This is a genomic window from Bacillus sp. FSL K6-0255, from assembly GCF_045040725.1.
Lineage (GTDB): Bacteria > Bacillota > Bacilli > Bacillales > Bacillaceae > Bacillus > Bacillus subtilis.
The window spans coordinates 2,241,279-2,264,446 of record NZ_CP150278.1 but is presented as its reverse complement, the minus strand read 5'-3'; the positions used below and the strand labels follow the sequence as shown (position 1 = coordinate 2,264,446).

The following is a 23,168-nucleotide window of genomic DNA, read 5'->3' as shown; positions in this document are numbered from 1 at the left end:
ACCTATACATAATCTCCTTTGAAAATTAAAATAAAGAAAGTAGGCATACAATTGAAAACAGGTTACTTTTTATTAGAAGACGGGAACAAAATTGAATTTGAACTTTATCCTGAAGCTGCACCTGGAACTGTTGCAAACTTTGAAAAGCTTGCGAACGAAGGCTTTTATGACGGGCTTACATTCCACCGAGTGATCCCTGGCTTCGTCAGCCAAGGCGGATGCCCGCACGGAACTGGTACAGGCGGTCCGGGATACACAATCAAATGTGAAACAGAAGGCAACCCGCATACACATGAGGCGGGCGCACTTTCTATGGCACATGCCGGAAAAGACACTGGCGGCAGCCAATTTTTCATCGTTCATGAGCCACAGCCTCATTTGAACGGTGTTCACACTGTATTTGGTAAAGTAACAAGCGGATTAGAATTCGCGAAAAACATGTCTAATGGCGATGTCATGAAAGAAGTTCGTGTAGAAGGCTAATCGGCAGGCAAAAGGCTTCCTCTTAGAGAGGAAGCTTTTTTTATTGGCCAAAAATGTTCAATAAAAAACCGCCGAATGCTGATGGCGGTTGGCAAAACCAGGTGTTTAGTTAGTGACCCCCGTGTATTGAATACATTAAAAAGTTTTGGTGACGTTTTGATCAGTAAATTGATGATTAATCATTTTAGCTTTGCTTACAAAGTTATTTTCAAAGACAATTCCTGTGTTTAAACCTCCGGAGCCAAACACAGATTTGGACAAAGTTAAAGGCCTGATCATAAAAGCGCCGCCTACGTTAATTACACTGTTCCCGGAAACGTTGTTTATATTAATAGGATAATCAATCATACTATCAAGTCTCCTTTCATATCATTCTATTTTTTATATGTATTAGTGCTAGAGTTGATTAGCGTAAACTTATCGGCAAAAATATTTAGGAGATGCCTGTTTTTATTGATTTATAAAAATGCTCGAAAAAAGAGCCTCCTTTAAAGCTTCCGGAAGCCCAGATATCTGTCTATTCTTTTAACTACTCTGAATGCGGCAGCTGCTTTTCTGGCGAATGTAATAGGATCATCCTGTGCTGACTCAAAGTGCATATACATTGCTCACGGCTCACTAAATAACCAGTGGTTATGCAATGTAGAAATCGCCATACGCCGCTATCCTAGTTCGGTGAGCAAAGAATTTACCTCTTCATGTAAGAAACTAAGTGAAATACTTTACCATTTCGAACCTCAAACGGGAAAAATGGGGAATTGACAAGGGATGAGGTGGGCAAACAAACACCTGACTCGGTGGCAGAACGAACTGCCCAAAATTTTGGCAAACTCCCTGCGTATCTTTTGTTTCCTCCCATTTCATGCTATTGCTCCTCCTATGTCAAAAAAGAATGTATGAGAGAAGATCCCGCCATAGACAATGTTGTTGGACGACTGAAGATAAAATTGTGCTGATTATACAAAAAGTGGATTGGGAATGATAAAAGAACAAAAAAGTTTAAGGAGAATCACATGCAAGTTTTGACGGGGTTGCTCGAACAGTACGGATATGCCGTCTTGTTTATTGTCTTGATGTTAGAGCTTCTAGCTTTACTTGGACCGGGAGAGTTTGCCGGTGTTCTCGTGTTTCAAGAAAAGTTAAACTGGGTGCTAAGCATGTTAGCGGCCGGATTGGGGAGCTGTGGGAGTGAGCATGTCGTATTGGATCGGGTATAGACTGGGCCCAGCTGCAATTCAGAAAGCTTTTGCGTCGAGAGGTGTTCTGTTAGCCGTTATTGTTCTAACTTTTTTTTGGACAGTATTCAGAGGGCAAGATCGGAAAATCGAACTCTCTTTCTTATTTTTCCTAGTCATTGGTGGGGAGCTTTATGAAGAGGGAATCAGACGGCTCTTTCATTCCCTTCATCCTGTTCACGCTCCTTTGGAAAGTCATGTATTATATCCATTCCCGAGCGAACAGACTTTAACGGCATTTGTCATTTTTGGTTTTTGTGCTTATCTTTTTGTTCGTCATTCTCACAAGACGCGTCTGCAAACTGTTGCATTTTTTTGTTTATTATCGTTTTATTCCTCATCGGGCTGAGCCGTGTGTACTTTATGAGCAGTATCCGAGTGATGTTGCTGCGGGTTACGCCTTCGGCGGTGTTTGGCTGAGTTTGAATGTTTTGGTCATGGAGCTTTTCCGTTTCTCCAGAAGATTTACCAAGCTGAGAAACGAACCCAATTAGTATGTAATCAAAATTAAGTAAACTTTAAAGTAGTACGGGTCATTGGGATTGATATTTTGTAGTAAAATAAATCAAACAAACGTGATGTAATGAAAAGGAGATCGCGATATGAACAACAAAGGCTGTATAAAATGCGGTAGTACTGAAGCCGGACAAAAAGAAATAGCTACAACCGGCACGGGATTATCAAAGCTGTTTGACGTGCAGCATAACCGATTTCTAGTGGTTTACTGTAAGAACTGCGGATATTCAGAGTTTTATAATAAAGAGTCTTCAACTGCCGGGAATATATTGGATTTATTTTTTGGAGGCTGATCCATGTTTTCGAGCTTGAATGATTTTAAACATATTATGAAAGCAAAAAACGGGGTGCGGTTATCACCTGTGAAATAGGTTGCCGCAAACATTCCAGTAACCTTCATGACGTTAATTGTTTTGTCAAGTGCCATGGGTATCATGGACTGGGAGATCAATGGAATGCAGTAAATGAACAAACTGCCCGTAACCTCATGCTTTATATACGATCTAAAGATTTTGCATATGAGAACTCTCTTTCTTCTGAGTCCATCGCTTCTGAATTATGCGATTCATTTCTTTCAATATTTTCAGGCCTAGTTATGATCGACAAGAAAAAATAGGCATGATGTGGGTAGAAGATGAAGATTAACAGTTTGTAAAATCACTTCAATGGTCCTAATGGGATTTTTTTTCGATTCGTGATAACATAAATTGAAGACCGTTGTTTATTGGAGGAAATCAGTTGAAATCAGAAAATGTTTCGAAGAAAAAGTCAATATTAGAATGGGCAAAAGCAATTGTGATTGCTGTCGTTCTTGCTTTGCTCATCCGCAACTTTATTTTTGCGCCGTATGTCGTTGATGGTGACTCTATGTATCCTACACTTCACAACCGTGAAAGGGTTTTTGTTAATATGACAGTCAAATACATCGGCGAGTTTGATAGAGGAGACATCGTCGTGTTAAACGGAGATGATGTTCACTATGTCAAACGTATTATCGGCCTTCCCGGCGATACGGTTGAGATGAAAAATGACCAGCTCTATATCAACGGGAAAAAGGTGGACGAACCTTATTTGGCGGCTAATAAAAAGAGAGCGAAACAGGACGGTTTTGACCATTTGACCGATGATTTCGGCCCGGTTAAAGTGCCTGATAACAAGTATTTTGTGATGGGTGACAATCGTCGCAATTCCATGGACAGCCGTAACGGCCTTGGCCTCTTCACGAAAAAACAAATTGCGGGTACGTCAAAGTTTGTTTTCTACCCGTTTAACGAAATGCGCAAAACAAATTAGGATCAAGCAGCTTCCCGAGAGGCTGCTTTTTTATATCTTTTTTGCGGTCATCCCCTTAAAACAGAACATAAATTCGTATATCTATAGAAAAGAAATTTTTGCAGAAATGTGAAACATATTCCCGTTATGCATCGTTATATTAATAATTTACGAGAATTTACGGTTTTTTATTCATGAAAAAAAGGAATAACTCATATGAATGAATAGATTCATATTGGCTGGAGGTTTAGAAATGGGAAGAATAAAAACCAAGATTACCATTCTGTTAGTGCTTTTGCTTTTACTTGCAGGCGGTTATATGTACATAAATGATGTTGAGCTGAAGGATGTTCCGACAGCAATTGGACAAACCTTGTCCTCGGAAGAAGAGGAATACACCATCCAGGAATATAAAGTGACGAGAATTGAGGGCTCAGAGTATCATGGAGTAGCAGAAAACGGAACGAAAATCATCTTCAACGGAAAAAAATTAAATCAGGATTTATCTGATATAAAAGAAGGTGACAAGATTAAGGCATACTTCAGCAAATCAAAGCGGATCGACGGATTAATCAAGGTTGCAAAAGTGAATGATTAAAAAACATCACCTTTCGGATCGAAGGGTGATGTTTTGTTTTTCTCAAATTGTAAGTTTATTTCATTGCGTACTTTAAAAAGGATCGCTATAATAGCCAATAAGGACAAATGAATAAAGATTGTATCCTTCGGGGCAGGGTGGAAATCCCGACCGGCGGTAGTAAAGCACATTTGCTTTAGAGCCCGTGACCCGTGTGCATAAGCACGCGGTGGATTCAGTTTAAGCTGAAGCCGACAGTGAAAGTCTGGATGGGAGAAGGATGATGAACCGCTATGCAAATGGTTCAAAAATGCATAGTGTTATTTCCTATTGCGTAAAATACCTAAAGCCCCGAATTTTTTATAAATTCGGGGCTTTTTTGACGGTAAATAACAAAAGAGGGGAGGGAAACAAATGGAAGAGTATTATATGAAGCTGGCCTTAGATCTTGCGAAGCAGGGCGAAGGACAGACCGAATCCAATCCGCTCGTCGGCGCTGTTGTCGTAAAGGACGGACAAATTGTCGGAATGGGCGCCCATTTAAAATATGGTGAAGCTCATGCAGAAGTTCATGCCATCCATATGGCTGGAGCACATGCAGAGGGTGCCGACATTTACGTTACACTCGAACCGTGCAGCCATTACGGAAAAACACCGCCATGTGCAGAATTGATTATCAACTCTGGCATCAAAAGAGTGTTCGTGGCGATGAGAGATCCTAATCCGCTTGTGGCTGGAAGAGGGATCAGCATGATGAAAGAAGCCGGCATTGAGGTAAGGGAAGGCATCCTGGCAGACCAGGCGGAGAGGCTGAATGAAAAATTTCTGCACTTTATGAGGACAGGCCTTCCGTACGTCACGCTAAAAGCGGCTGCCAGCCTTGACGGCAAGATAGCTACCAGCACGGGTGACAGCAAATGGATCACGTCAGAGGCTGCAAGACAGGATGCTCAGCAATACAGGAAAACACACCAAAGCATTTTAGTCGGAGTTGGCACAGTGAAAGCCGACAATCCGAGCTTAACCTGCAGACTGCCGAATGTAACAAAACAGCCGGTTCGGGTCATACTTGATACCGTGCTCTCGATTCCTGAGGACGCTAAAGTGATTTGCGATCAAATAGCGCCGACATGGATTTTTACGACGGCACGCGCAGAAGAGGAAAAGAAAAAACGGCTTTCAGCTTTCGGAGTGAACATATTTACACTTGAAACCGAGCGCATTCAAATTCCCGATGTTTTGAAGATCCTAGCGGAAGAAGGCATCATGTCGGTGTATGTGGAAGGCGGTTCAGCTGTTCACGGAAGCTTTGTCAAAGAAGGCTGTTTTCAAGAAATCATCTTCTATTTTGCCCCTAAACTAATCGGAGGAACGCATGCTCCCAGCTTAATCTCCGGTGAAGGTTTTCAATCAATGAAAGATGTCCCCTTATTACAATTCACTGATATAACCCAAATCGGCCGTGATATCAAACTGACGGCAAAACCGACAAAGGAATAGGATGGTGACCATGTTTACAGGAATTATCGAAGAAACAGGCACAATCGAATCCATGAAAAAAGCAGGGCATGCAATGGCCTTAACTATTAAATGCTCAAAGATTTTAGAGGATGTTCATCTTGGCGACAGCATTGCAGTGAACGGCATTTGTCTGACTGTCACTGATTTTACAAAAAATCAATTCACAGTGGATGTTATGCCTGAAACAGTCAAAGCTACGTCACTGAATGATTTAACAAAAGGAAGCAAAGTAAATCTGGAAAGAGCGATGGCGGCAAACGGCCGTTTCGGAGGCCATTTCGTCTCAGGCCATGTCGACGGAACTGCGGAAATCACACGAATTGAAGAGAAAAGCAACGCAGTTTACTATGATTTAAAAATGGACCCGTCATTAACAAAAACATTGGTTTTAAAGGGATCAATTACTGTGGATGGCGTGAGCTTAACCATATTCGGCCTGACAGAAGACACAGTGACGATCTCCTTAATACCGCATACGATCAGCGAAACGATCTTTTCAGAAAAAACGATCGGCTCTAAAGTGAATATCGAATGCGATATGATCGGAAAATATATGTATCGATTTTTGCATAAAGCCAATGAAAATAAGACCCAACAAACCATTACAAAAGCCTTCTTAAGCGAAAACGGCTTTTAGAGAGGAAGATTTGCATGTTTCATCCGATAGAAGAAGCACTGGACGCTTTAAAAAAAGGCGAAGTCATCATCGTTGTAGATGATGAAGACAGAGAAAATGAAGGAGACTTTGTGGCTCTTGCCGAGCATGCAACGCCGGAAGTCATTAACTTTATGGCGACACATGGGAGAGGACTGATCTGCACGCCGCTCAGTGAGGAAATCGCAGACAGGCTTGATCTTCACCCTATGGTTGAGCATAATACAGACTCTCACCACACTGCATTTACCGTAAGCATAGACCATCGTGAAACGAAGACAGGTATCAGCGCTCAAGAAAGATCTTTTACCGTTCAAGCATTGCTGGACAGCAAATCCGTGCCATCTGATTTTCAGCGTCCGGGGCACATTTTTCCACTGATTGCGAAAAAAGGAGGTGTCCTGAAAAGAGCGGGCCATACAGAAGCTGCTGTTGATCTTGCTGAAGCTTGCGGATCTCCAGGAGCCGGCGTCATTTGTGAAATTATGAATGAAGACGGAACGATGGCGAGAGTGCCTGAGCTCATTGAAATTGCGAAAAAGCATCAATTAAAAATGATCACCATTAAGGATTTGATTCAATACCGTTACAATCTGACAACACTTGTCGAGCGTGAAGTTGACATTACGCTGCCTACTGATTTTGGGACATTTAAGGTTTATGGATACACAAATGAGGTAGATGGAAAAGAGCATGTCGCATTTGTGATGGGAGAGGTGCCGTTCGGAGAAGAACCGGTATTGGTCCGGGTGCATTCAGAATGTCTCACAGGTGACGTGTTTGGGTCTCATCGCTGTGACTGTGGACCGCAGCTGCACGCCGCGCTGAACCAAATTGCCGCAGAAGGCCGTGGAGTGCTTCTGTACTTGCGCCAAGAAGGACGAGGCATCGGTTTAATCAATAAATTAAAAGCTTATAAGCTTCAGGAACAAGGTTATGACACCGTAGAAGCCAATGAGGCGCTTGGATTCTTGCCGGATCTTCGCAACTATGGCATCGGAGCACAAATTTTACGCGACCTCGGTGTCCGGAATATGAAGCTTTTGACGAATAATCCGCGAAAAATCGCAGGCCTTGAAGGCTACGGACTCAGTATTTCAGAAAGAGTGCCGCTTCAAATGGAGGCGAAAGAACACAATAAAAAATATTTGCAAACCAAAATGAACAAGCTAGGTCATTTACTTCATTTCTAATCACAAATATCACAAAAAAGGATGGGAATCATATGAATATCATACAAGGAAATTTAGTTGGTACAGGTCTTAAAATCGGAATCGTAGTAGGAAGATTTAATGATTTTATTACGAGCAAGCTGCTGAGCGGAGCAGAAGATGCGCTGCTCAGACATGGCGTAGACACAAATGACATTGATGTGGCTTGGGTTCCAGGCGCATTTGAAATACCGTTTGCTGCGAAAAAAATGGCGGAAACAAAAAAATATGATGCTATTATCACATTGGGCACTGTCATCAGAGGCGCGACGACACATTACGATTATGTCTGCAATGAAGCTGCAAAAGGCATCGCGCAAGCAGCAAACACTACTGGTGTACCTGTCATCTTTGGAATTGTAACAACTGAAAACATCGAACAGGCTATCGAGCGTGCCGGCACAAAAGCGGGCAACAAAGGTGTAGATTGTGCTGTTTCTGCCATTGAAATGGCAAATTTAAACCGCTCATTTGAATAATTTGCTGAAAACAGTTTAAAAATATGGCGAAAATGATATAATGTGAGAAAACGGATCACCTATTCGTATCCGTTAATAGCAGACTGGACATTTTGGATATAGAGGGGTTTTTATGTTAATTCGTTATAAAAAATCGTTTGAAAAGATTGCGATGGGGCTTCTTTCGTTTATGCCGAATGAAAAAGACCTTAAGCAGCTTCAGCAGACAATTAAGGACTACGAAACGGATACAGACCGCCAGCTCTTTCTTTGGAAAGAGGACGAGGATATCGTCGGAGCAATCGGAGTCGAAAAAAAGGATTCTGAGGTTGAGATCCGGCATATCAGTGTGAATCCTTCTCATCGCCATCAAGGAATCGGAAAACAGATGATGGATGCTTTAAAGCATTTATTCAAAACGCAAGTACTGGTTCCAAATGAATTAACGCAGAGCTTTTTCGAACGTTGTCAAGGTCAGCAGGATCAAGACATTTCATACAATAATTAAGCAGAGGCTGTCATCAGCCTCTGCTTTTTTTTCTGCGTTCTATTTCTCTTTCACGTTCACGGATGACGTCAGTCCGATCCCGCAAACGGTGTTTGTCGATCAGAAATATGTTCCTGAGTGCACTGGGCTGCCCCCATGTATACTTTTTTTTCCTGCATTCGATCCTGCATGCTTCCTCCAGTTTCTCATCTTTGATTGGCAGCATAATGCTTTTATAGGCAGAGCCGGTTTCGATTTGTTCGTAAACCGATTGCATAAGTTCGAGCAAACGGCCATGATCGAGCCCTAAGTCTTCGACTGCCCGGTGTTCTGCTTGAAGAATCCGGATGCTGTTCGCCATCAGTCTTTTTGCCCCGGCTGTATTCTGCCTTCTGTGATGATATAAAGCAACTGCAAGCTGAATAAAGCCGACCCAATAGCGTTTTCGTTTCTTTGGCGGATCTTCCTTCCAATATTCTTCTAATATTTCATGGCATTCAAAATAATCCCGTGTCGCATGAAACTCAACGAGATAATCTATATAAGCTTTCGGATACAAGGTGCTTCCTCCTTTAATGTGCTTTTAGTGTACCATAGAAGGGATAAAAGGAAAAAAGAACGCCCGGCCTCTAGTGCTTCTTAGAAAGGAAAACCAGAAGCAAAGGCTTTTTCTCCCGCTTCTGCGCTCCGAGCAAACACCTCTTGTGTTTTGAATATTCTGTACAAACTCCTTCAAAACAGGATATGAAATAGTATTGGACGAGAGCTTTTTGGTGGCTTATACTATAGGGTAGCCAGTTTTTCCGGCAATGAGAGTGATACTTGAAAATGGTGAGATGATGGAAGAATATCAAGTGAAAATTGATACGTTTGAGGGCCCATTGGACCTGCTGCTTCATTTAATCAATCGTCTTGAAATTGACATATATGATATACCTGTGGCGAAGATCACTGAACAATATTTATTATATGTACATACGATGCGCGTGCTTGAGCTCGACATTGCCAGCGAGTATTTGGTTATGGCTGCCACGCTGCTCAGCATTAAAAGCAGAATGCTGCTCCCGAAGCAAGAGGAGGAGCTTTTTGAAGATGAATTACTTGAAGAAGAAGATCCGCGGGAGGAACTGATTGAAAAGCTGATTGAGTACCGAAAATATAAAGATGCGGCGAAGGATTTAAAAGAACGGGAAGAAGAAAGACAAAAATCGTTCACGAAACCGCCGAGTGATTTGAGTGAATATGCAAAAGAAGTAAAACAGTCTGAGCAAAAGCTCTCTGTCACGGTCTATGATATGATCGGAGCTTTTCAAAAAGTGCTGAAACGCAAAAAAATAAACAGGCCGATGGAAACAACAATTACAAGACAGGACATACCAATCGAAGCCAGAATGAACGAAATCGTGCACAGCTTGAAATCTAGAGGAACGAGAATTAACTTTATGGATCTGTTTCCATATGAGCAAAAAGAACATTTAGTAGTGACCTTTCTAGCTGTTCTTGAGCTGATGAAAAATCAGCTGGTCCTCATTGAACAGGAGCACAATTTTTCAGATATTTACATTACGGGGAGTGAATCCATTCATGGGGCTTGATATCGTGAATTGGAAAGCTATTGTGGAAGCCCTTCTTTATGCGGCAGGCGATGAAGGGCTTACAAAAAAGCAGCTGTTAACAGTGCTTGAAATCGAAGAGCCTGAACTGAACACGATCATGGCGGATGTGGCGGACGAATACCGCGGAGATACACGAGGGATTGAACTTATTGAGTATGCAGATACGTACATGCTCTCTACCAAAAAAGACTTTGCGCCTTACTTGAAAAAACTGATTGAAGTGCCGTCAAAGGGCCTTTCTCAAGCATCTTTAGAAGTACTGGCCATTGTTTCATACAAACAGCCAATTACGAGAGCAGAAATTGAAGAAATCAGAGGAGTAAAATCAGAGCGGATTTTACACAGTCTTGTCGCGAAGGCGCTATTGTGTGAAGTAGGGCGTGCCGATGGTCCGGGGCGGGCCATTTTATACGGTACTACGCCGACTTTTCTTGAACAATTCGGTCTGAAAACGCTGGACGAGCTTCCGCCGCTGCCTGAAAATGCGGAAGAAGACGTTCTTCAAGAAGAAGCAGATTTATTTTTTGAAAACTTTAACCAAACCTTCGAAGATATAAAATAGAAGTTTAATGAATCGCGCTTTTTCATCATCATAAGATATAAGGAAGAAGCTATCATGAAAGAAGCAAAATGTGAGAGACAAATACATGAGGGGAAGATACCAAACGAAATGGGACATTCGATTGTGCGAGCGCAGACTCAAAAAACAGGCGAATTCTTATCAATGGTTGTCAATACCGTGAACGATTACCTAAATCAAACGACGCTTGAGTCCTTACAGGCTGAATTGCCTATTGAAAAAGGATACTGCTGTGATGTGCTTAGCACTCTGAGAAGAATGGCAGTATTTTGTGAAGGAGGCGCAGAAGCGTGCCGTCGTCTCCTGATGCAGGAGCCTTTTCAGGAAGCCAGAGCGGAAAAAACACTTTATAATGTGTATCACCAATGCATTGAAGAGTTCTTTATGCCGAAAAAAGACACGTGGTGTGAAAATAGCCGGGCGTCTTATACCGGGGTCAGCGCAATTGAGTTTTATCATGCTGTTCCTGCGTCGCTTGAGCAATTATTATTGCCGTTGAGCGCGGCCTTTCTGAAGATGAGGGAAGAGCTGGCTCATTACGAAGCGTCCGGATCAAGCATGGCGCCAATCAGATAACGTTTACTCTCCCTTTTTCAGGGAGAGTTTTTTTATGTTTGCTTCCAGAAATATAATTGTTATTCATAACTGATGGACATGCGCATAAACTTGTACAAACCACCACAAGGACGTGAGCAAACATGCGCATTTTCAAAAAAGCAGTATTCGTGATCATGATTTCTTTTCTTATTGCAACCGTAAATGTGAATACAGCACATGCTGCTATAGATGTCAGTGCAAAAAGCGCGATCATTATTGACGGTGCGTCAGGCAGAGTGTTATATGCCAAGGATGAGCATCAAAAAAGGCGGATCGCGAGCATCACAAAAATTATGACCGCCGTCCTCGCCATCGAATCCGGCAAAATGGATCAAACAGTGACGGTTTCGGCAAATGCTGTCAGAACAGAAGGCTCCGCCATTTATTTAACAGAAGGTCAAAAAGTGAAGCTGAAAGATCTTGTGTATGGCCTGATGCTAAGATCAGGAAACGATGCCGCTGTCGCGATTGCTGAGCATGTCGGTGGGAGCCTCGATGGGTTTGTTTATATGATGAATCAAAAAGCCGAGCAGCTTGGTATGAAAAACACCCGTTTTCAAAACCCGCACGGATTGGACGACCATGAAAATCATTATTCAACAGCCTATGACATGGCCATTTTAACTAAGTATGCTATGAAGCTGAAAGACTATCAAAAGATTTCAGGCACAAAAATATACAAAGCGGAAACGATGGAAAGCGTATGGAAAAACAAAAACAAACTGCTGACCATGCTTTATCCGTACAGCACAGGAGGAAAAACAGGCTATACAAAACTTGCAAAACGGACACTGGTCTCTACGGCTTCAAAGGACGGCATTGACCTGATAGCCGTCACCATTAATGACCCTAATGATTGGGATGACCATATGAAGATGTTTAACTATGTGTTTGAGCATTATCAAACCTATTTAATTGCAAAAAAAGGGGATATTCCAAAGCTGAAAGGCACATTTTATGAATCGAAGGCTTTTATCAAACGTGATATCACCTATTTGCTGACCGAAGAGGAAAAAGAAAATGTAAAAATTAATACCACACTGCTCAAGCCGAAAAAAGCATGGGAAAAAGATGCCTCGAAAATCCCTGACATCGTAGGGCACATGGAGATCATGTTCAACGATGCAACCATCGCAAAAGTGCCGATCTATTATGAAAATGAGCGGCATCAAAAACCGAAGAAACAATTTTTTGAAACGTTTAAATCAATCTTTCTGAATGCGGCAGGCGGAGCAAAATGGTCAATATAATTTGGGTCAGTTTAACCGTGATCGGACTCGTTTTTGCGATGTGCAACGGAACTCTGCAAGATGTAAATGAAGCCGTGTTTAAGGGTGCGAAAGAAGCGATTACGATCTCATTTGGATTGATGAGCGTGCTTGTTTTCTGGCTTGGCTTAATGAAAATCGCCGAGCAGTCAGGGCTTTTGGATATTTTCAGCCGGATGTGCAGACCTTTTATATCTAAACTGTTCCCTGATATACCGCCGGATCACCCGGCGATGGGCTATATTTTATCTAATCTTATGGCGAATTTCTTCGGCCTCGGAAATGCAGCAACTCCGCTTGGCATTAAAGCAATGGAACAAATGAAAAAGCTGAACGGAAACCGATCGGAAGCAAGCCGGTCGATGATTACTTTTTTAGCTGTTAATACGTCCTGCATCACACTCATCCCGACAACGGTGATCGCTGTCCGAATGGCTTATTCCTCCAAAACGCCGACAGATATCGTCGGGCCAAGCATTTTGGCAACGCTTATTTCCGGAATCGGTGCCATTATCATTGATCGGTATTTTTATTACCGCCGCAAAAAGAAGGGAAGGTGAGCGGATGGAAATCATCAACTGGCTGTCTTTAGCCATGATTCCAATCATTATTGCCGGAATTCTTCTTTATGGAACGATCAAAAAGGTTCCGACATATGAATCGTTTGTCGAAGGCGGGAAAGAGGGGATAGAAATTGCCTTTTCCATTATCCCCTATTTAGTCGGAATGCTTGTCGCTATAACTGTTTTCAGATCATCAGGCGCGCTTGATTTTATAATGGATCTTTTAAAACCGGCTTTCTCCGCTATCGGCATCCCTGCTGAAGTAGTGCCGCTTGCTCTGATCCGCCCGATCTCCGGTACGGCCGCACTTGGAATGACGACCGATTTAATTGCAGTATACGGGCCCGATTCCTTTATCGGCAGGCTGGCTTCCGTCATGCAGGGATCTACAGATACAACGCTTTACGTACTGACTGTGTATTTCGGAGCAGTCGGCATTAAAAAAATGGGTGATGCATTAAAGGTGGGACTTCTTGCAGATTTAATCGGCGTAGTTGCATCTATCATCATCGTTACGTTATTATTTGGGAGCGCCTGAAAACGGCGTTTTTTTTAGATTTGGCATAGGAATTTGAAAAAGCTTGTTTGTTAAGGTTGAAAAAAGTAAGATAATACTTGAGGTGAAAGACATGGAAAGACTGCAAAAAGTGATTGCTCATGCCGGAGTTGCGTCGCGCAGAAAGGCAGAAGAGCTGATTAAAGAAGGAAAAGTAAAGGTGAATGGCAAAGTAGTAACAGAGCTAGGTGTTAAGGTCACCGGTTCTGATCAGATTGAGGTAAACGGGTTAAAGGTTGAACGCGAAGAGCCGGTTTACTTTCTCTTATATAAACCAAGAGGCGTTATTTCCGCAGCGCAAGATGATAAAGGACGCAAAGTGGTGACGGACTTTTTTAAAAATATTCCGCAGCGCATTTATCCGATTGGGCGTCTGGACTATGATACGAGCGGTCTTTTGCTTTTAACCAATGACGGCGAATTCGCCAATAAGCTAATGCATCCTAAGTATGAAATAGACAAAACATACGTGGCGAAGGTGAAAGGAATCCCGCCTAAAGAGCTGCTCAGAAAGCTGGAGCGCGGAATTAGGCTGGAGGAAGGCAAAACAGCGCCTGCTAAAGCGAAGCTGCTGTCTTTGGATAAGAAAAAGCAGACAAGCATTATTCAGCTGACGATCCATGAGGGACGCAACAGACAGGTGCGCCGCATGTTTGAAGCGATCGGACATGAGGTAATCAAGCTGAAGCGTGAGGAATACGCGTTTTTAAACCTGCGAGGCCTGCACACGGGCGATGCCAGAGAGCTTACGCCTCACGAAGTAAAAAGGCTCAGAGCACTGGCGGATCACGGTAAAAACGCTTTCTAAATTTCACATAACCTTCAAAAAGTAAGAAATGTGAAATGAACGTGCAATGATATAATTGAATGGATCTGCAATAGGGGGAAGGGGGCAGTGGACAATGAAGAAAAAAAGGCGTTTATTCATTCGGACCGGCATCCTTCTCGTTTTAATCTGCGCACTCGGCTATACCATTTACAACGCTGTATTTGCCGGCAAAGAGAGTATATCCGAAGGGTCCGACGCACCGAATTTTGTCCTAGAGGATACGAATGGGAAACGTATCGAGCTCAGTGACTTAAAAGGGAAAGGTGTTTTTTTGAATTTCTGGGGTACATGGTGTGAACCGTGCAAAAAAGAGTTTCCTTATATGGCAAACCAATATAAGCATTTTAAAAGCCAAGGTGTTGAAATTGTCGCTGTAAATGTTGGGGAGTCAAAGATAGCAGTACATAATTTTATGAAATCCTACGGAGTCAATTTCCCGGTTGTTCTGGATACAGATCGCCAAGTGCTTGATGCCTATGACGTATCTCCGCTTCCGACAACCTTTTTGATCAATCCGGAAGGAAAAGTTGTCAAGGTGGTGACCGGCACTATGACAGAAAGCATGATACACGATTATATGAATCTCATAAAACCCGGAGAGACTTCGGGATGAAGCAAGTCAAATGTGAATGCGGACATATAAACCCGGTCGGAACCGTTTTATGCGAATCGTGCGGAAGAGCTCTTCAGGAAACTCAACCTCCGCTCGCTGATATGAGATATGACGGAAGCGCAAGACGTTCGCAAACCTATAACAAAACGATCATCGACAAAATTTGGAATTTCTTTTCCTCGGTTAAGGTGGGAATATGGCTTATCGTCATAACCCTTGCCGCATCAGCGTTCGGCACCATTTTTCCCCAGGAAGCCTATCTGCCTCCGGGCGCACAGGCTGATACTTATTACAAGGAGCAGTACGGCACGTTTGGCCAGCTTTATTATTTGCTCGGGTTTCATCATTTATATGGTTCTTGGTGGTATTTGCTGCTCATTGCCTCGATCGGCATTTCACTCGTGATTTGCAGCCTTGATCGGGTCATTCCGTTGTATAGAGCGTTAAAAAACCAAGGTGTCAGAAGGAGCCCGGCCTTTTTAAGAAGGCAGCGCTTGTTCAGTGAAACAGTTACTGTACTGAACGGGGAATCGAAAGAAAAGATAGTTACTCTATTAAAGAAAAAACATTATAGAATCAGAGAAAAAGAGGGCAGCATTCTTGCTGAAAAAGGACGCTTTTCCCGCTGGGGCCCGTATGTCAACCACATTGGATTGATCATCTTTCTGATTGGTGCGATGCTGAGATTTGTGCCTGGCATGTACGTCGATGAGACGCTTTGGGTCAGAGAAGGCGAAACCGCAGCAATTCCGGGTACAGACGGAAAATATTATTTGAAAAACAATCAATTCAGCGTAGAGACCTATAACAGCAAAACGGAAAAAAAGGTATTTGCAGATGCCATTGACAGAGTCGGGGACGGTAGAGTGGCAAAGAACTTTCAAACTGATGCCGTACTCTACAAGAGAGAAGGAAAAATTGTTTATGGCGAGAAGCCGAAGCTGGAAAAAGTAACAGAAGAAGACATCCGTGTCAATCAGCCGCTGCGTTTTGATTCTTTTTCCGTTTACCAGGTGGATTACAAAGAGAATCAGCTTGACCAAATGGTGTTCCAGCTGATTGATAAAAAAACAAAAAAATCCTTTGGGAGCCTGAAGATCAACCTTCTGGATCCAGATTCAGTCTATGATCTTGGTAACGGTTACAAGGTGGAAATCGCCAGCTACCTGCCTGACTTCTATTTTAATCAGGACGGAGAGCCGAGCACAAAAACAAAGATCCCTAACAATCCGGCTTTTGTCTTTAATATCATAACGCCGGACAAACCGAAAGGCGAAAAGAGCTTTGTCGCCATCCAAGAAACCATCGAAGGATCAGGCAATAATAAATACAAGCTGAAATTTGACCATGTCGAAACGAAAAACATTACTGGACTTACAGTCAGAAAGGATCTGACACTCTGGGTGCTTGCTGTCGGCGGAGCCATTTTTATGATCGGTGTCATTCAAGGTATGTACTGGCAGCATCGAAGAATTTGGCTGCACTCACAGGACGGTGCAGTTATGGTAGCAGGGCATACCAATAAAAACTGGTTTGGCCTGAAGAAGGATTTAGCATTTATATTGGCTGATTCCGGACTGACTGAACCGGTGGACCAAAAAGAATTAATCAAAACACAGAAATAGGCGAAAAGGGAGTGATGTCATGGCAGAGCTGAGCGGAAATTTTCTTTATGCGGCCTTTCTTGTGTATTTAATCGCTGTCCCAATCTTCGGCGGGGCCATACGCGGGAATAAAGATAAAAAGGGCAGGCCAAACCGATGGGCCAACATTGGAATCACCCTTTCTATTGTCGGTTTTTTCTGCCACCTAGGATATTTCATCACAAGGTGGGCTGCAAGCGGCCATGCGCCTGTCAGCAATATGTTTGAATTCACCACCGCTTTTGGCATGATGCTTGTTTTGGCGTTTATCATTCTTTATTTTCTCTATAGATTGCCTTCATTAGGCCTGTTTACGCTGTCAATTGCTTTATTGCTGATTGCCTACGCCAGCATGTTTCCGACAGATATCTCGCCTTTAATTCCTTCGCTCCAAAGTAACTGGCTGTATATTCACGTAACAACGGCCGCGCTTGGGCAAGCTATACTTGCCATCAGCTTTGTCGCTGGTGTCATCTTTCTTTTGAAGCATGTAGACCAGACAAAGCCAAGCAAAAAGACCTTCTGGCTTGAAGCGATTATGTTTATCCTGGTCACAACCGTCGCCTTTATTGCAATCACATCGGCATTTCGTCTTGCAGGCTATGAAGCGGAGTTTAACTGGGTGGACAAAAGTAAAGAAAAAAGCGTGATGGTGTACGAAATGCCCGCGCTTGTCGGTCCGCATCAGGGAGAGCTTTTGACCGAAGGAAGAATGGAACCGCTTGTTGATCTTCCCGCGCTTTTCTCAGGCAGAAAAGTGAACACTGTCATTTGGTCATTTGGAGCAGGTCTTGTGTTGTATGGGGCTCTCCGTCTGATCATCAGAAAAAGAATCAGCGCTCTATTACATCCGCTGGTGAAAAACGTCAATCTTGATCTGGTGGATGAGGTTGGGTACAGGGCCGTATCAATCGGATTTCCGATCTTTACACTCGGCGCGCTGATCTTTGCAATGATTTGGGCTCAGCTCGCGTGGACCAGATTTTGGGGCTGGGACCCTAAGGAAGTATGGGCGCTGATCACATTTTTGTTCTATGCCGCTTACTTGCATTTAAGACTGTCAAGAGGCTGGCACGGTGAGAAGTCAGCATGGCTGGCCGTAATCGGTTTTGCTATTATTATGTTTAATTTAATATTCGTAAATCTTGTGCTTGCCGGACTTCATTCTTATGCATAGTCCTTTGAAAGCGACACAGTTCTCAAACTTTCTCACGATTTGATAAAATGAAAGTAACAGAAGGAAAGCAGGGGGAAAACATGGACCAAACGAACGAAACAAAAATATTAGTAGTTGATGACGAAGCCAGAATTCGCCGCCTTTTAAGAATGTATCTTGAACGTGAAAATTATGCTATAGATGAAGCTGAAAATGGTGATGAAGCCATTGCCAAAGGGCTTGAAGCCAATTATGACTTAATTTTGCTTGATCTGATGATGCCGGGGACTGATGGAATTGAAGTGTGCCGGCAAATTCGTGAAAAAAAAGCGACACCCATTATTATGCTGACCGCAAAAGGAGAAGAAGCAAACCGGGTGCAGGGGTTTGAAGCGGGAACAGATGATTATATTGTTAAGCCGTTCAGCCCGAGAGAAGTCGTGCTGCGTGTAAAGGCCCTTTTGAGAAGAGCATCCCAAACCTCTTATTTCAATGCCAATACACCGACGAAAAATGTGCTCGTGTTTTCACATCTGTCAATAGACCATGATGCTCACCGCGTAACAGCTGATGGAACAGAAGTGAGCCTGACGCCAAAAGAGTATGAGCTTCTATATTTCTTAGCGAAAACGCCTGACAAGGTGTATGATCGGGAAAAGCTTCTGAAAGAAGTGTGGCAATATGAGTTTTTTGGTGATTTACGGACAGTGGACACTCACGTCAAACGCTTGAGAGAGAAGCTGAACAAGGTATCTCCGGAAGCTGCGAAAAAAATTGTCACCGTATGGGGTGTAGGTTATAAATTTGAGGTCGGCGCTGAATGAAATTTTGGAAAAGCGTAGTAGGCAAGCTGTGGTTTACGATCCTTTCACTCGTCTTGATCGTATTGTTCATTTTAACGGTTCTTTTGCTGGAGTTTATTGAAAACTACCATGTGGAAGAAGCTGAGAATGATTTAACACAGCTTGCGAATAAAGTTGCTGTCATCCTAGAAAATCACGAGGACCAGGCACTGGCAAGGTCAATCACTTGGGAACTCGCTGATAACTTAACAAGCATTGCCATCATCCAGGATGAGAAGAACCACTGGTATTCTCCGAATGATAAAAATCGCCTGTCGTCTATTACGGTTGAGCAAATACAGCATGACAAAGACTTAAATAAAGCTCTCAAAGACCATAAAAAAGTAAGCAAACGGACGGGACTGAGCGATACAGACACGGATAATGAACGCCTGATTGTAGGTGTCCCGTATGAAAAAGACGGAAAGAAAGGCATGGTCTTTTTATCCCAGTCTTTGCTTGCCGTTAAAGATACAACAAAACATACGACCCGCTATATTTTTCTTGCCGCTGGAATTGCGATTGTGCTGACCACATTTTTCGCATTCTTTTTATCAAGCAGGGTCACGTACCCTCTCCGAAAAATGAGAGAAGGCGCGCAGGATTTGGCGAAGGGCAAGTTCGATACAAAAATCCCGATTTTAACTCAGGATGAAATCGGTGAACTGGCGACCGCTTTTAATCAAATGGGCCGGCAGCTTAACTTTCATATCAATGCGCTCAATCAAGAAAAAGAGCAGCTTTCTAACATTTTGAGCAGTATGGCTGACGGGGTTATTACCATTAATATTGACGGTACGATTCTTGTGACCAACCCGCCGGCTGAACGTTTTCTTCAGGCTTGGTATTATGAACAGAACATGAATATCAAAGAAGGCGACAATCTTCCGCCTGAAGCAAAAGAGCTGTTTCAAAACGCTGTCAGCACTGAAAAAGAACAAATGATTGAGATGACGCTTCAAGGCAGATCATGGGTGCTTTTGATGTCGCCGCTTTATGCGGAATCGCACGTCAGAGGAGCGGTTGCCGTACTGCGTGACATGACAGAAGAACGCCGCCTTGATAAGCTGCGGGAGGACTTTATCGCAAATGTCAGTCATGAGCTGAGAACACCGATCTCCATGCTTCAGGGATACAGTGAAGCAATTGTCGATGACATTGCAAGCTCTGAAGAAGACCGGAAAGAAATTGCCCAAATCATTTATGACGAATCGCTCCGAATGGGCCGTTTAGTTAATGATTTGCTTGATTTAGCCCGAATGGAATCAGGCCATACAGGCTTACATTATGAAAAAATCAATGTGAATGAGTTTTTAGAAAAGATCATTCGGAAGTTTTCCGGTGTTGCGAAAGAAAAAAATATTGCTTTAGATCATGACATTTCTCTCACAGAAGAGGAATTTATGTTTGATGAAGACAAGATGGAGCAGGTATTTACCAATTTGATTGATAACGCGCTGCGGCATACTTCAGCCGGCGGCAGTGTCTCCATTTCAGTCCATTCTGTGAAGGATGGATTGAAAATTGATATCAAAGACTCCGGGTCTGGCATACCGGAAGAAGATCTGCCATTTATCTTTGAGCGGTTTTATAAGGCAGATAAAGCGCGGACAAGGGGCAGAGCAGGAACCGGGTTAGGGCTGGCTATCGTTAAAAATATCGTGGAAGCCCACAACGGATCAATTACTGTGCACAGCCGAATAGATAAAGGAACAACATTTTCTTTTTATATTCCGACAAAACGGTAAAATCGAGTCTGAATTTGCCGAAGAATCTTGTTCCATAAGAAACACCCGCTGACTGAGCGGGTGTTTTTTTAATAGCCAACATTAATAAAATTTAAGGATATGTTAATATAAATTCCCTTCCAAATTCCAGTTACTCGTAATATAGTTGTAATGTAACTTTTCAAGCTATTCATACGACAAAAAAGTGAACGGAGGGGTTTCAAATGGAAGAAACCTTTCAATTATTATATGATACATATCATCAAGATTTGTACCAATTTTTATTTTATATGGTAAAGGATAAAAACCAGACAGAAGACCTTCTTCAAGAGGTTTATATCCGGGTATTAAATTCTTATCATACGTTTGAAGGAAGAAGCAGTGAAAAAACATGGCTTTTGTCTATCGCACGCCATGTTGCGATAGACTGGTTCCGTAAACAGCAAACAATCAGACAGCGTATACTCGGTACATTTGACTGGGATACACAGGATGTCAGGGATCAGCAATTGCTGCCGGACGAACTTGCGGTTCAACATGAAAATGTCCGGGAAATTTATGCTGCGCTTGATCAATGTACAATCGATCAAAGAGCTGTGATTATCTTGCGGTTTATTCAGGGATATTCAATACAGGAAACAGCCAAGGCTCTGCGCTTCTCGGAAAGCAAAGTAAAAACGACCCAACACAGAGGGCTCAAAGTACTTCGGAAACATATGGAGCTTTTGAGGGAGGAGCTAATGGATGATGAAGTCAGAATGGAACGAAGAACAGATAAAGGAGTTGTTAAGTCAACTTCCGGCAGTTAAAGACCATCGTTCGCCTCAGGATATTTACAAGCGGCTGACGATGGCAAAGCGTAAAAATAAGCCCGCTGTCAGGTGGATTGGCCCCGCGTGTGCCGCTGCAATTGCGGTTTATATCGCCTTCATTATTTCTCCTCATTTCTTTGATCAGGCACAGCCTCAACAAAAAGAAGCGTCCCAAGAGAACGCAGTAACGAAAACTGAGACAGAAGACAGCCCAAAAGCTGCATCGTCCTTGGATCAGACATCGTTTGTCGTTCCTGAAAAGGAACAAGACAATTACATCACTGTAGCGGTTGCTGATGCCGATACATCTGCAATCATACCCGTCAGCATTCAAAAAACAAATGCAGACCAAACGATCCAGGATATGCTGTTTGAAAGTAGTGAATTGGGCATCCTTGATCATGCCATTACAATTCCAACCTTCATAGATGAAGTAGAAATAAAGGAAAAACCAAAGCAGAAGGAATTAAGTATACGAGTCCATCAGCCAGCTACGGCATTTTCTATAAAAGATGATACACTGTTAAAAAAATTGCTTAAAGAATCCTTAAAATGGAGTCCTTATGAAAAAGTCAAATTTTTATCGGATCAAAATGAGACTGGGGTTCGGATTGGCTCATATGGCACTTTTACGGAAATTTCGATTCCCAAACAGTCAAAACGATCCTACTACTTGTACCAAAATAAACAAGGACAAGACTTTCTCGTTCCGTCAAATCATTCTTTTGATACAGTAAAAGAAGCGATTAAGGAAATGGAATCGAGCAGCCAAGAAGATACGACACCTCTTATTCAAGCGGGTGCTGTCCAATCTGTAACGAAGAAACAGAAACACTTATATATCCGCTTTTCAAAGGAGTCAGAAGTTGATGATTCTATTGCCGGTATTTTAATGATTGAGGGACTACTTTTGACTGCAAAAGAGTTTGGCTTCACAGAAGTGACCTTTACGGAAACCAGAACGAAAAAAATCGGCAAATATGACATATCAGATGCAATTCCGGTGCCAGCTGCTCCAAATCCGATTTCCTTAAACTAAAAAGAGCCCTTTAAGGCTCTTTTTTAGTTGCTATTCATATAATAGAAATTTTCAAAAAAAAGTTGTACGTGTATAATAAAACAAGGTAAAGATTGAAAGGATTTGAGACGAGTGAACGTGTTAACGATTAAAGGAGTTTCCATCGGGGAAGGAATGCCGAAAATCATCATTCCGCTGATGGGAAAGACGGAAAAACAAATTCTGAATGAAGCAGAGGCAGTAAAATTACTGAATCCGGACATTGTTGAATGGAGAGTCGACGTATTTGAAAAAGCGAATGACAGAGAAGCGGTCACAAAGCTCATTTCTAAGCTTCGTAAATCTTTAGAAGACAAGCTATTTCTATTTACATTCAGAACCCACAAAGAGGGCGGGAGCATGGAGATGGACGAAAGCTCCTATCTTGCTTTGCTGGAATCGGCAATCCAAACAAAAGACATCGATCTGATAGACATCGAATTATTTTCAGGAGATGCAAATGTAAAAGCGTTAGTATCGCTGGCGGAAGAAAACAACGTCTATGTGGTGATGTCAAATCACGACTTTGAAAAAACACCTGTAAAAGATGAAATTATTTCCAGACTTCGAAAAATGCAGGACTTAGGCGCGCATATTCCAAAAATGGCTGTCATGCCGAATGATACTGGAGATCTCCTAACACTGCTTGATGCGACGTATACAATGAAAACAATATATGCAGACCGCCCCATTATTACAATGTCAATGGCTGCAACAGGGCTCATCAGCAGGCTGAGCGGTGAGGTTTTTGGATCGGCTTGTACTTTTGGAGCTGGAGAAGAGGCGTCCGCACCAGGCCAAATTCCTGTTTCTGAGCTAAGGAGTGTCTTAGATATTTTGCATAAAAACACACGGGGATAGAACAATAAAAAAACTCAAGCTATATAGCTTGAG

The 23,168-nt window shown here is 42.6% G+C and carries 28 protein-coding genes and 1 riboswitch; of the genes, 25 read left to right on the top strand and 3 right to left on the bottom strand.

Annotated elements, in window-relative coordinates:
- Positions 1–51 precede the first annotated feature (51 nt).
- On the top strand, positions 52–483 hold the full coding sequence (locus tag MHB62_RS11490) for a peptidylprolyl isomerase (RefSeq protein WP_003223931.1): 432 nt from the start codon (positions 52–54) through the stop codon (positions 481–483).
- A 135-nt stretch (positions 484–618) separates the two neighbouring features.
- Here the strand turns inward: MHB62_RS11490 and MHB62_RS11485 are convergent, their stop codons facing one another.
- Positions 619–831, bottom strand: a complete 213-nt coding sequence (locus tag MHB62_RS11485) for a spore germination protein (protein WP_003230479.1) — start codon at positions 829–831, stop codon at positions 619–621.
- Positions 832–1,496: 665 nt separating this feature from the next.
- On the opposite strand from MHB62_RS11485, the gene MHB62_RS11480 reads away from it, so the two are divergent.
- On the top strand, positions 1,497–1,700 hold the full coding sequence (locus MHB62_RS11480; RefSeq protein ID WP_004398590.1) for a hypothetical protein: 204 nt from the start codon (positions 1,497–1,499) through the stop codon (positions 1,698–1,700).
- Positions 1,701–2,320: 620 nt separating this feature from the next.
- Complete coding sequence (locus MHB62_RS11475) at positions 2,321–2,527, top strand: zinc ribbon domain-containing protein (protein ID WP_003223929.1); 207 nt, start codon at positions 2,321–2,323, stop codon at positions 2,525–2,527.
- Here the strand turns inward: MHB62_RS11475 and MHB62_RS11470 are convergent.
- Positions 2,470–2,706, bottom strand: a complete 237-nt coding sequence (locus tag MHB62_RS11470) for a hypothetical protein (RefSeq protein WP_010886560.1) — start codon at positions 2,704–2,706, stop codon at positions 2,470–2,472. The two genes, MHB62_RS11475 and MHB62_RS11470, sit on opposite strands and share 58 nt — an antisense overlap.
- Before the next feature lie 266 nt (positions 2,707–2,972).
- Here MHB62_RS11470 and sipS point away from each other — a divergent pair, with 266 nt between their 5' ends.
- The 7 genes from sipS to ribT all read left to right on the top strand — a co-directional run bounded on the left by sipS (position 2,973) and on the right by ribT (position 8,436).
- A complete protein-coding gene (sipS, locus tag MHB62_RS11465; protein WP_003246166.1) occupies positions 2,973–3,527 on the top strand; it encodes a signal peptidase I sipS in 555 nt (184 codons plus the stop codon).
- 232 nt (positions 3,528–3,759) lie between these two features.
- A complete protein-coding gene (locus MHB62_RS11460; RefSeq protein WP_032722053.1) occupies positions 3,760–4,104 on the top strand; it encodes a hypothetical protein in 345 nt (114 codons plus the stop codon).
- 119 nt (positions 4,105–4,223) lie between these two features.
- Positions 4,224–4,368: riboswitch (FMN riboswitch) on the top strand.
- Positions 4,369–4,497: 129 nt separating this feature from the next.
- Entirely contained in the window at positions 4,498–5,583 is a 1,086-nt protein-coding gene (gene ribD, locus MHB62_RS11455) for a bifunctional diaminohydroxyphosphoribosylaminopyrimidine deaminase/5-amino-6-(5-phosphoribosylamino)uracil reductase RibD (protein ID WP_032722052.1), read from the top strand.
- A gap of 10 nt (positions 5,584–5,593) precedes the next feature.
- A complete protein-coding gene (gene ribE / locus MHB62_RS11450; protein ID WP_004398505.1) occupies positions 5,594–6,241 on the top strand; it encodes a riboflavin synthase subunit alpha in 648 nt (215 codons plus the stop codon).
- Positions 6,242–6,255: 14 nt separating this feature from the next.
- Complete coding sequence (locus MHB62_RS11445) at positions 6,256–7,452, top strand: bifunctional 3,4-dihydroxy-2-butanone-4-phosphate synthase/GTP cyclohydrolase II (RefSeq protein ID WP_003230496.1); 1,197 nt, start codon at positions 6,256–6,258, stop codon at positions 7,450–7,452.
- A gap of 32 nt (positions 7,453–7,484) precedes the next feature.
- Positions 7,485–7,949: a 6,7-dimethyl-8-ribityllumazine synthase gene (ribH, locus tag MHB62_RS11440; protein WP_003223915.1), complete on the top strand. Its 465-nt coding sequence runs from the start codon at positions 7,485–7,487 to the stop codon at positions 7,947–7,949.
- Positions 7,950–8,061: 112 nt separating this feature from the next.
- Entirely contained in the window at positions 8,062–8,436 is a 375-nt protein-coding gene (gene ribT, locus MHB62_RS11435; RefSeq protein ID WP_003223910.1) for a GNAT family N-acetyltransferase RibT, read from the top strand.
- Between the two features lie 13 nt (positions 8,437–8,449).
- On the opposite strand, the gene MHB62_RS11430 is transcribed toward ribT, so the two are convergent.
- Positions 8,450–8,974 (bottom strand): DUF309 domain-containing protein, encoded by a 525-nt coding sequence (locus tag MHB62_RS11430; protein WP_032722049.1) that lies wholly within the window; start codon positions 8,972–8,974, stop codon positions 8,450–8,452.
- Between the two features lie 280 nt (positions 8,975–9,254).
- On the opposite strand from MHB62_RS11430, the gene scpA reads away from it, so the two are divergent.
- From scpA to aroD, 15 genes are all read left to right on the top strand, one after another.
- Positions 9,255–10,010: a segregation/condensation protein A gene (scpA, locus tag MHB62_RS11425; RefSeq protein ID WP_003246108.1), complete on the top strand. Its 756-nt coding sequence runs from the start codon at positions 9,255–9,257 to the stop codon at positions 10,008–10,010.
- Positions 10,000–10,593: an SMC-Scp complex subunit ScpB gene (scpB, locus tag MHB62_RS11420; RefSeq protein WP_003223904.1), complete on the top strand. Its 594-nt coding sequence runs from the start codon at positions 10,000–10,002 to the stop codon at positions 10,591–10,593. The genes scpA and scpB overlap by 11 nt, the downstream gene beginning before the upstream one ends.
- 54 nt (positions 10,594–10,647) lie before the next feature.
- Entirely contained in the window at positions 10,648–11,187 is a 540-nt protein-coding gene (locus MHB62_RS11415) for a YpuI family protein (protein ID WP_004399065.1), read from the top strand.
- Between the two features lie 122 nt (positions 11,188–11,309).
- Entirely contained in the window at positions 11,310–12,458 is a 1,149-nt protein-coding gene (dacB, locus tag MHB62_RS11410) for a D-alanyl-D-alanine carboxypeptidase DacB (RefSeq protein ID WP_003230505.1), read from the top strand.
- Positions 12,446–13,036, top strand: coding sequence for a spore maturation protein SpmA (spmA, locus tag MHB62_RS11405; RefSeq protein WP_004398980.1), 591 nt, complete (start codon positions 12,446–12,448; stop codon positions 13,034–13,036). The genes dacB and spmA overlap by 13 nt, the downstream gene beginning before the upstream one ends.
- Positions 13,037–13,040: 4 nt before the next feature.
- Positions 13,041–13,577 carry a spore maturation protein SpmB gene (gene spmB, locus MHB62_RS11400; RefSeq protein ID WP_003230509.1) on the top strand — a complete coding sequence of 179 codons (537 nt, stop codon included), beginning with the start codon at positions 13,041–13,043 and terminating at the stop codon, positions 13,575–13,577.
- Positions 13,578–13,668: 91 nt separating this feature from the next.
- Positions 13,669–14,403 carry a 23S rRNA pseudouridine(2605) synthase RluB gene (gene rluB, locus MHB62_RS11395; protein ID WP_004398815.1) on the top strand — a complete coding sequence of 245 codons (735 nt, stop codon included), beginning with the start codon at positions 13,669–13,671 and terminating at the stop codon, positions 14,401–14,403.
- A 94-nt stretch (positions 14,404–14,497) separates the two neighbouring features.
- Positions 14,498–15,037: a thiol-disulfide oxidoreductase ResA gene (gene resA, locus MHB62_RS11390; RefSeq protein WP_003230513.1), complete on the top strand. Its 540-nt coding sequence runs from the start codon at positions 14,498–14,500 to the stop codon at positions 15,035–15,037.
- Positions 15,034–16,662 carry a cytochrome c biogenesis protein ResB gene (gene resB / locus MHB62_RS11385; RefSeq protein ID WP_003230515.1) on the top strand — a complete coding sequence of 543 codons (1,629 nt, stop codon included), beginning with the start codon at positions 15,034–15,036 and terminating at the stop codon, positions 16,660–16,662. Before resA ends, resB begins: the two co-directional genes overlap by 4 nt.
- Before the next feature lie 19 nt (positions 16,663–16,681).
- The gene (resC, locus tag MHB62_RS11380; RefSeq protein ID WP_004398799.1) at positions 16,682–17,857 is read left to right on the top strand and encodes a cytochrome c biogenesis protein ResC; all 1,176 of its coding nucleotides are present in this window, start codon (positions 16,682–16,684) and stop codon (positions 17,855–17,857) included.
- Positions 17,858–17,937: 80 nt separating this feature from the next.
- Positions 17,938–18,660: a DNA-binding response regulator ResD gene (gene resD, locus MHB62_RS11375; RefSeq protein WP_003246107.1), complete on the top strand. Its 723-nt coding sequence runs from the start codon at positions 17,938–17,940 to the stop codon at positions 18,658–18,660.
- Positions 18,657–20,426 (top strand): sensor histidine kinase ResE, encoded by a 1,770-nt coding sequence (resE, locus tag MHB62_RS11370; protein WP_003230520.1) that lies wholly within the window; start codon positions 18,657–18,659, stop codon positions 20,424–20,426. The genes resD and resE overlap by 4 nt, the downstream gene beginning before the upstream one ends.
- A gap of 203 nt (positions 20,427–20,629) precedes the next feature.
- Positions 20,630–21,214, top strand: coding sequence for an RNA polymerase sigma factor SigX (gene sigX, locus MHB62_RS11365; protein WP_003230521.1), 585 nt, complete (start codon positions 20,630–20,632; stop codon positions 21,212–21,214).
- On the top strand, positions 21,150–22,256 hold the full coding sequence (rsiX, locus tag MHB62_RS11360; protein WP_009967642.1) for an anti-sigma-X factor RsiX: 1,107 nt from the start codon (positions 21,150–21,152) through the stop codon (positions 22,254–22,256). The genes sigX and rsiX overlap by 65 nt, the downstream gene beginning before the upstream one ends.
- A gap of 111 nt (positions 22,257–22,367) precedes the next feature.
- Positions 22,368–23,135 (top strand): type I 3-dehydroquinate dehydratase, encoded by a 768-nt coding sequence (gene aroD / locus MHB62_RS11355; RefSeq protein WP_003230523.1) that lies wholly within the window; start codon positions 22,368–22,370, stop codon positions 23,133–23,135.
- Positions 23,136–23,168 lie beyond the last annotated feature (33 nt).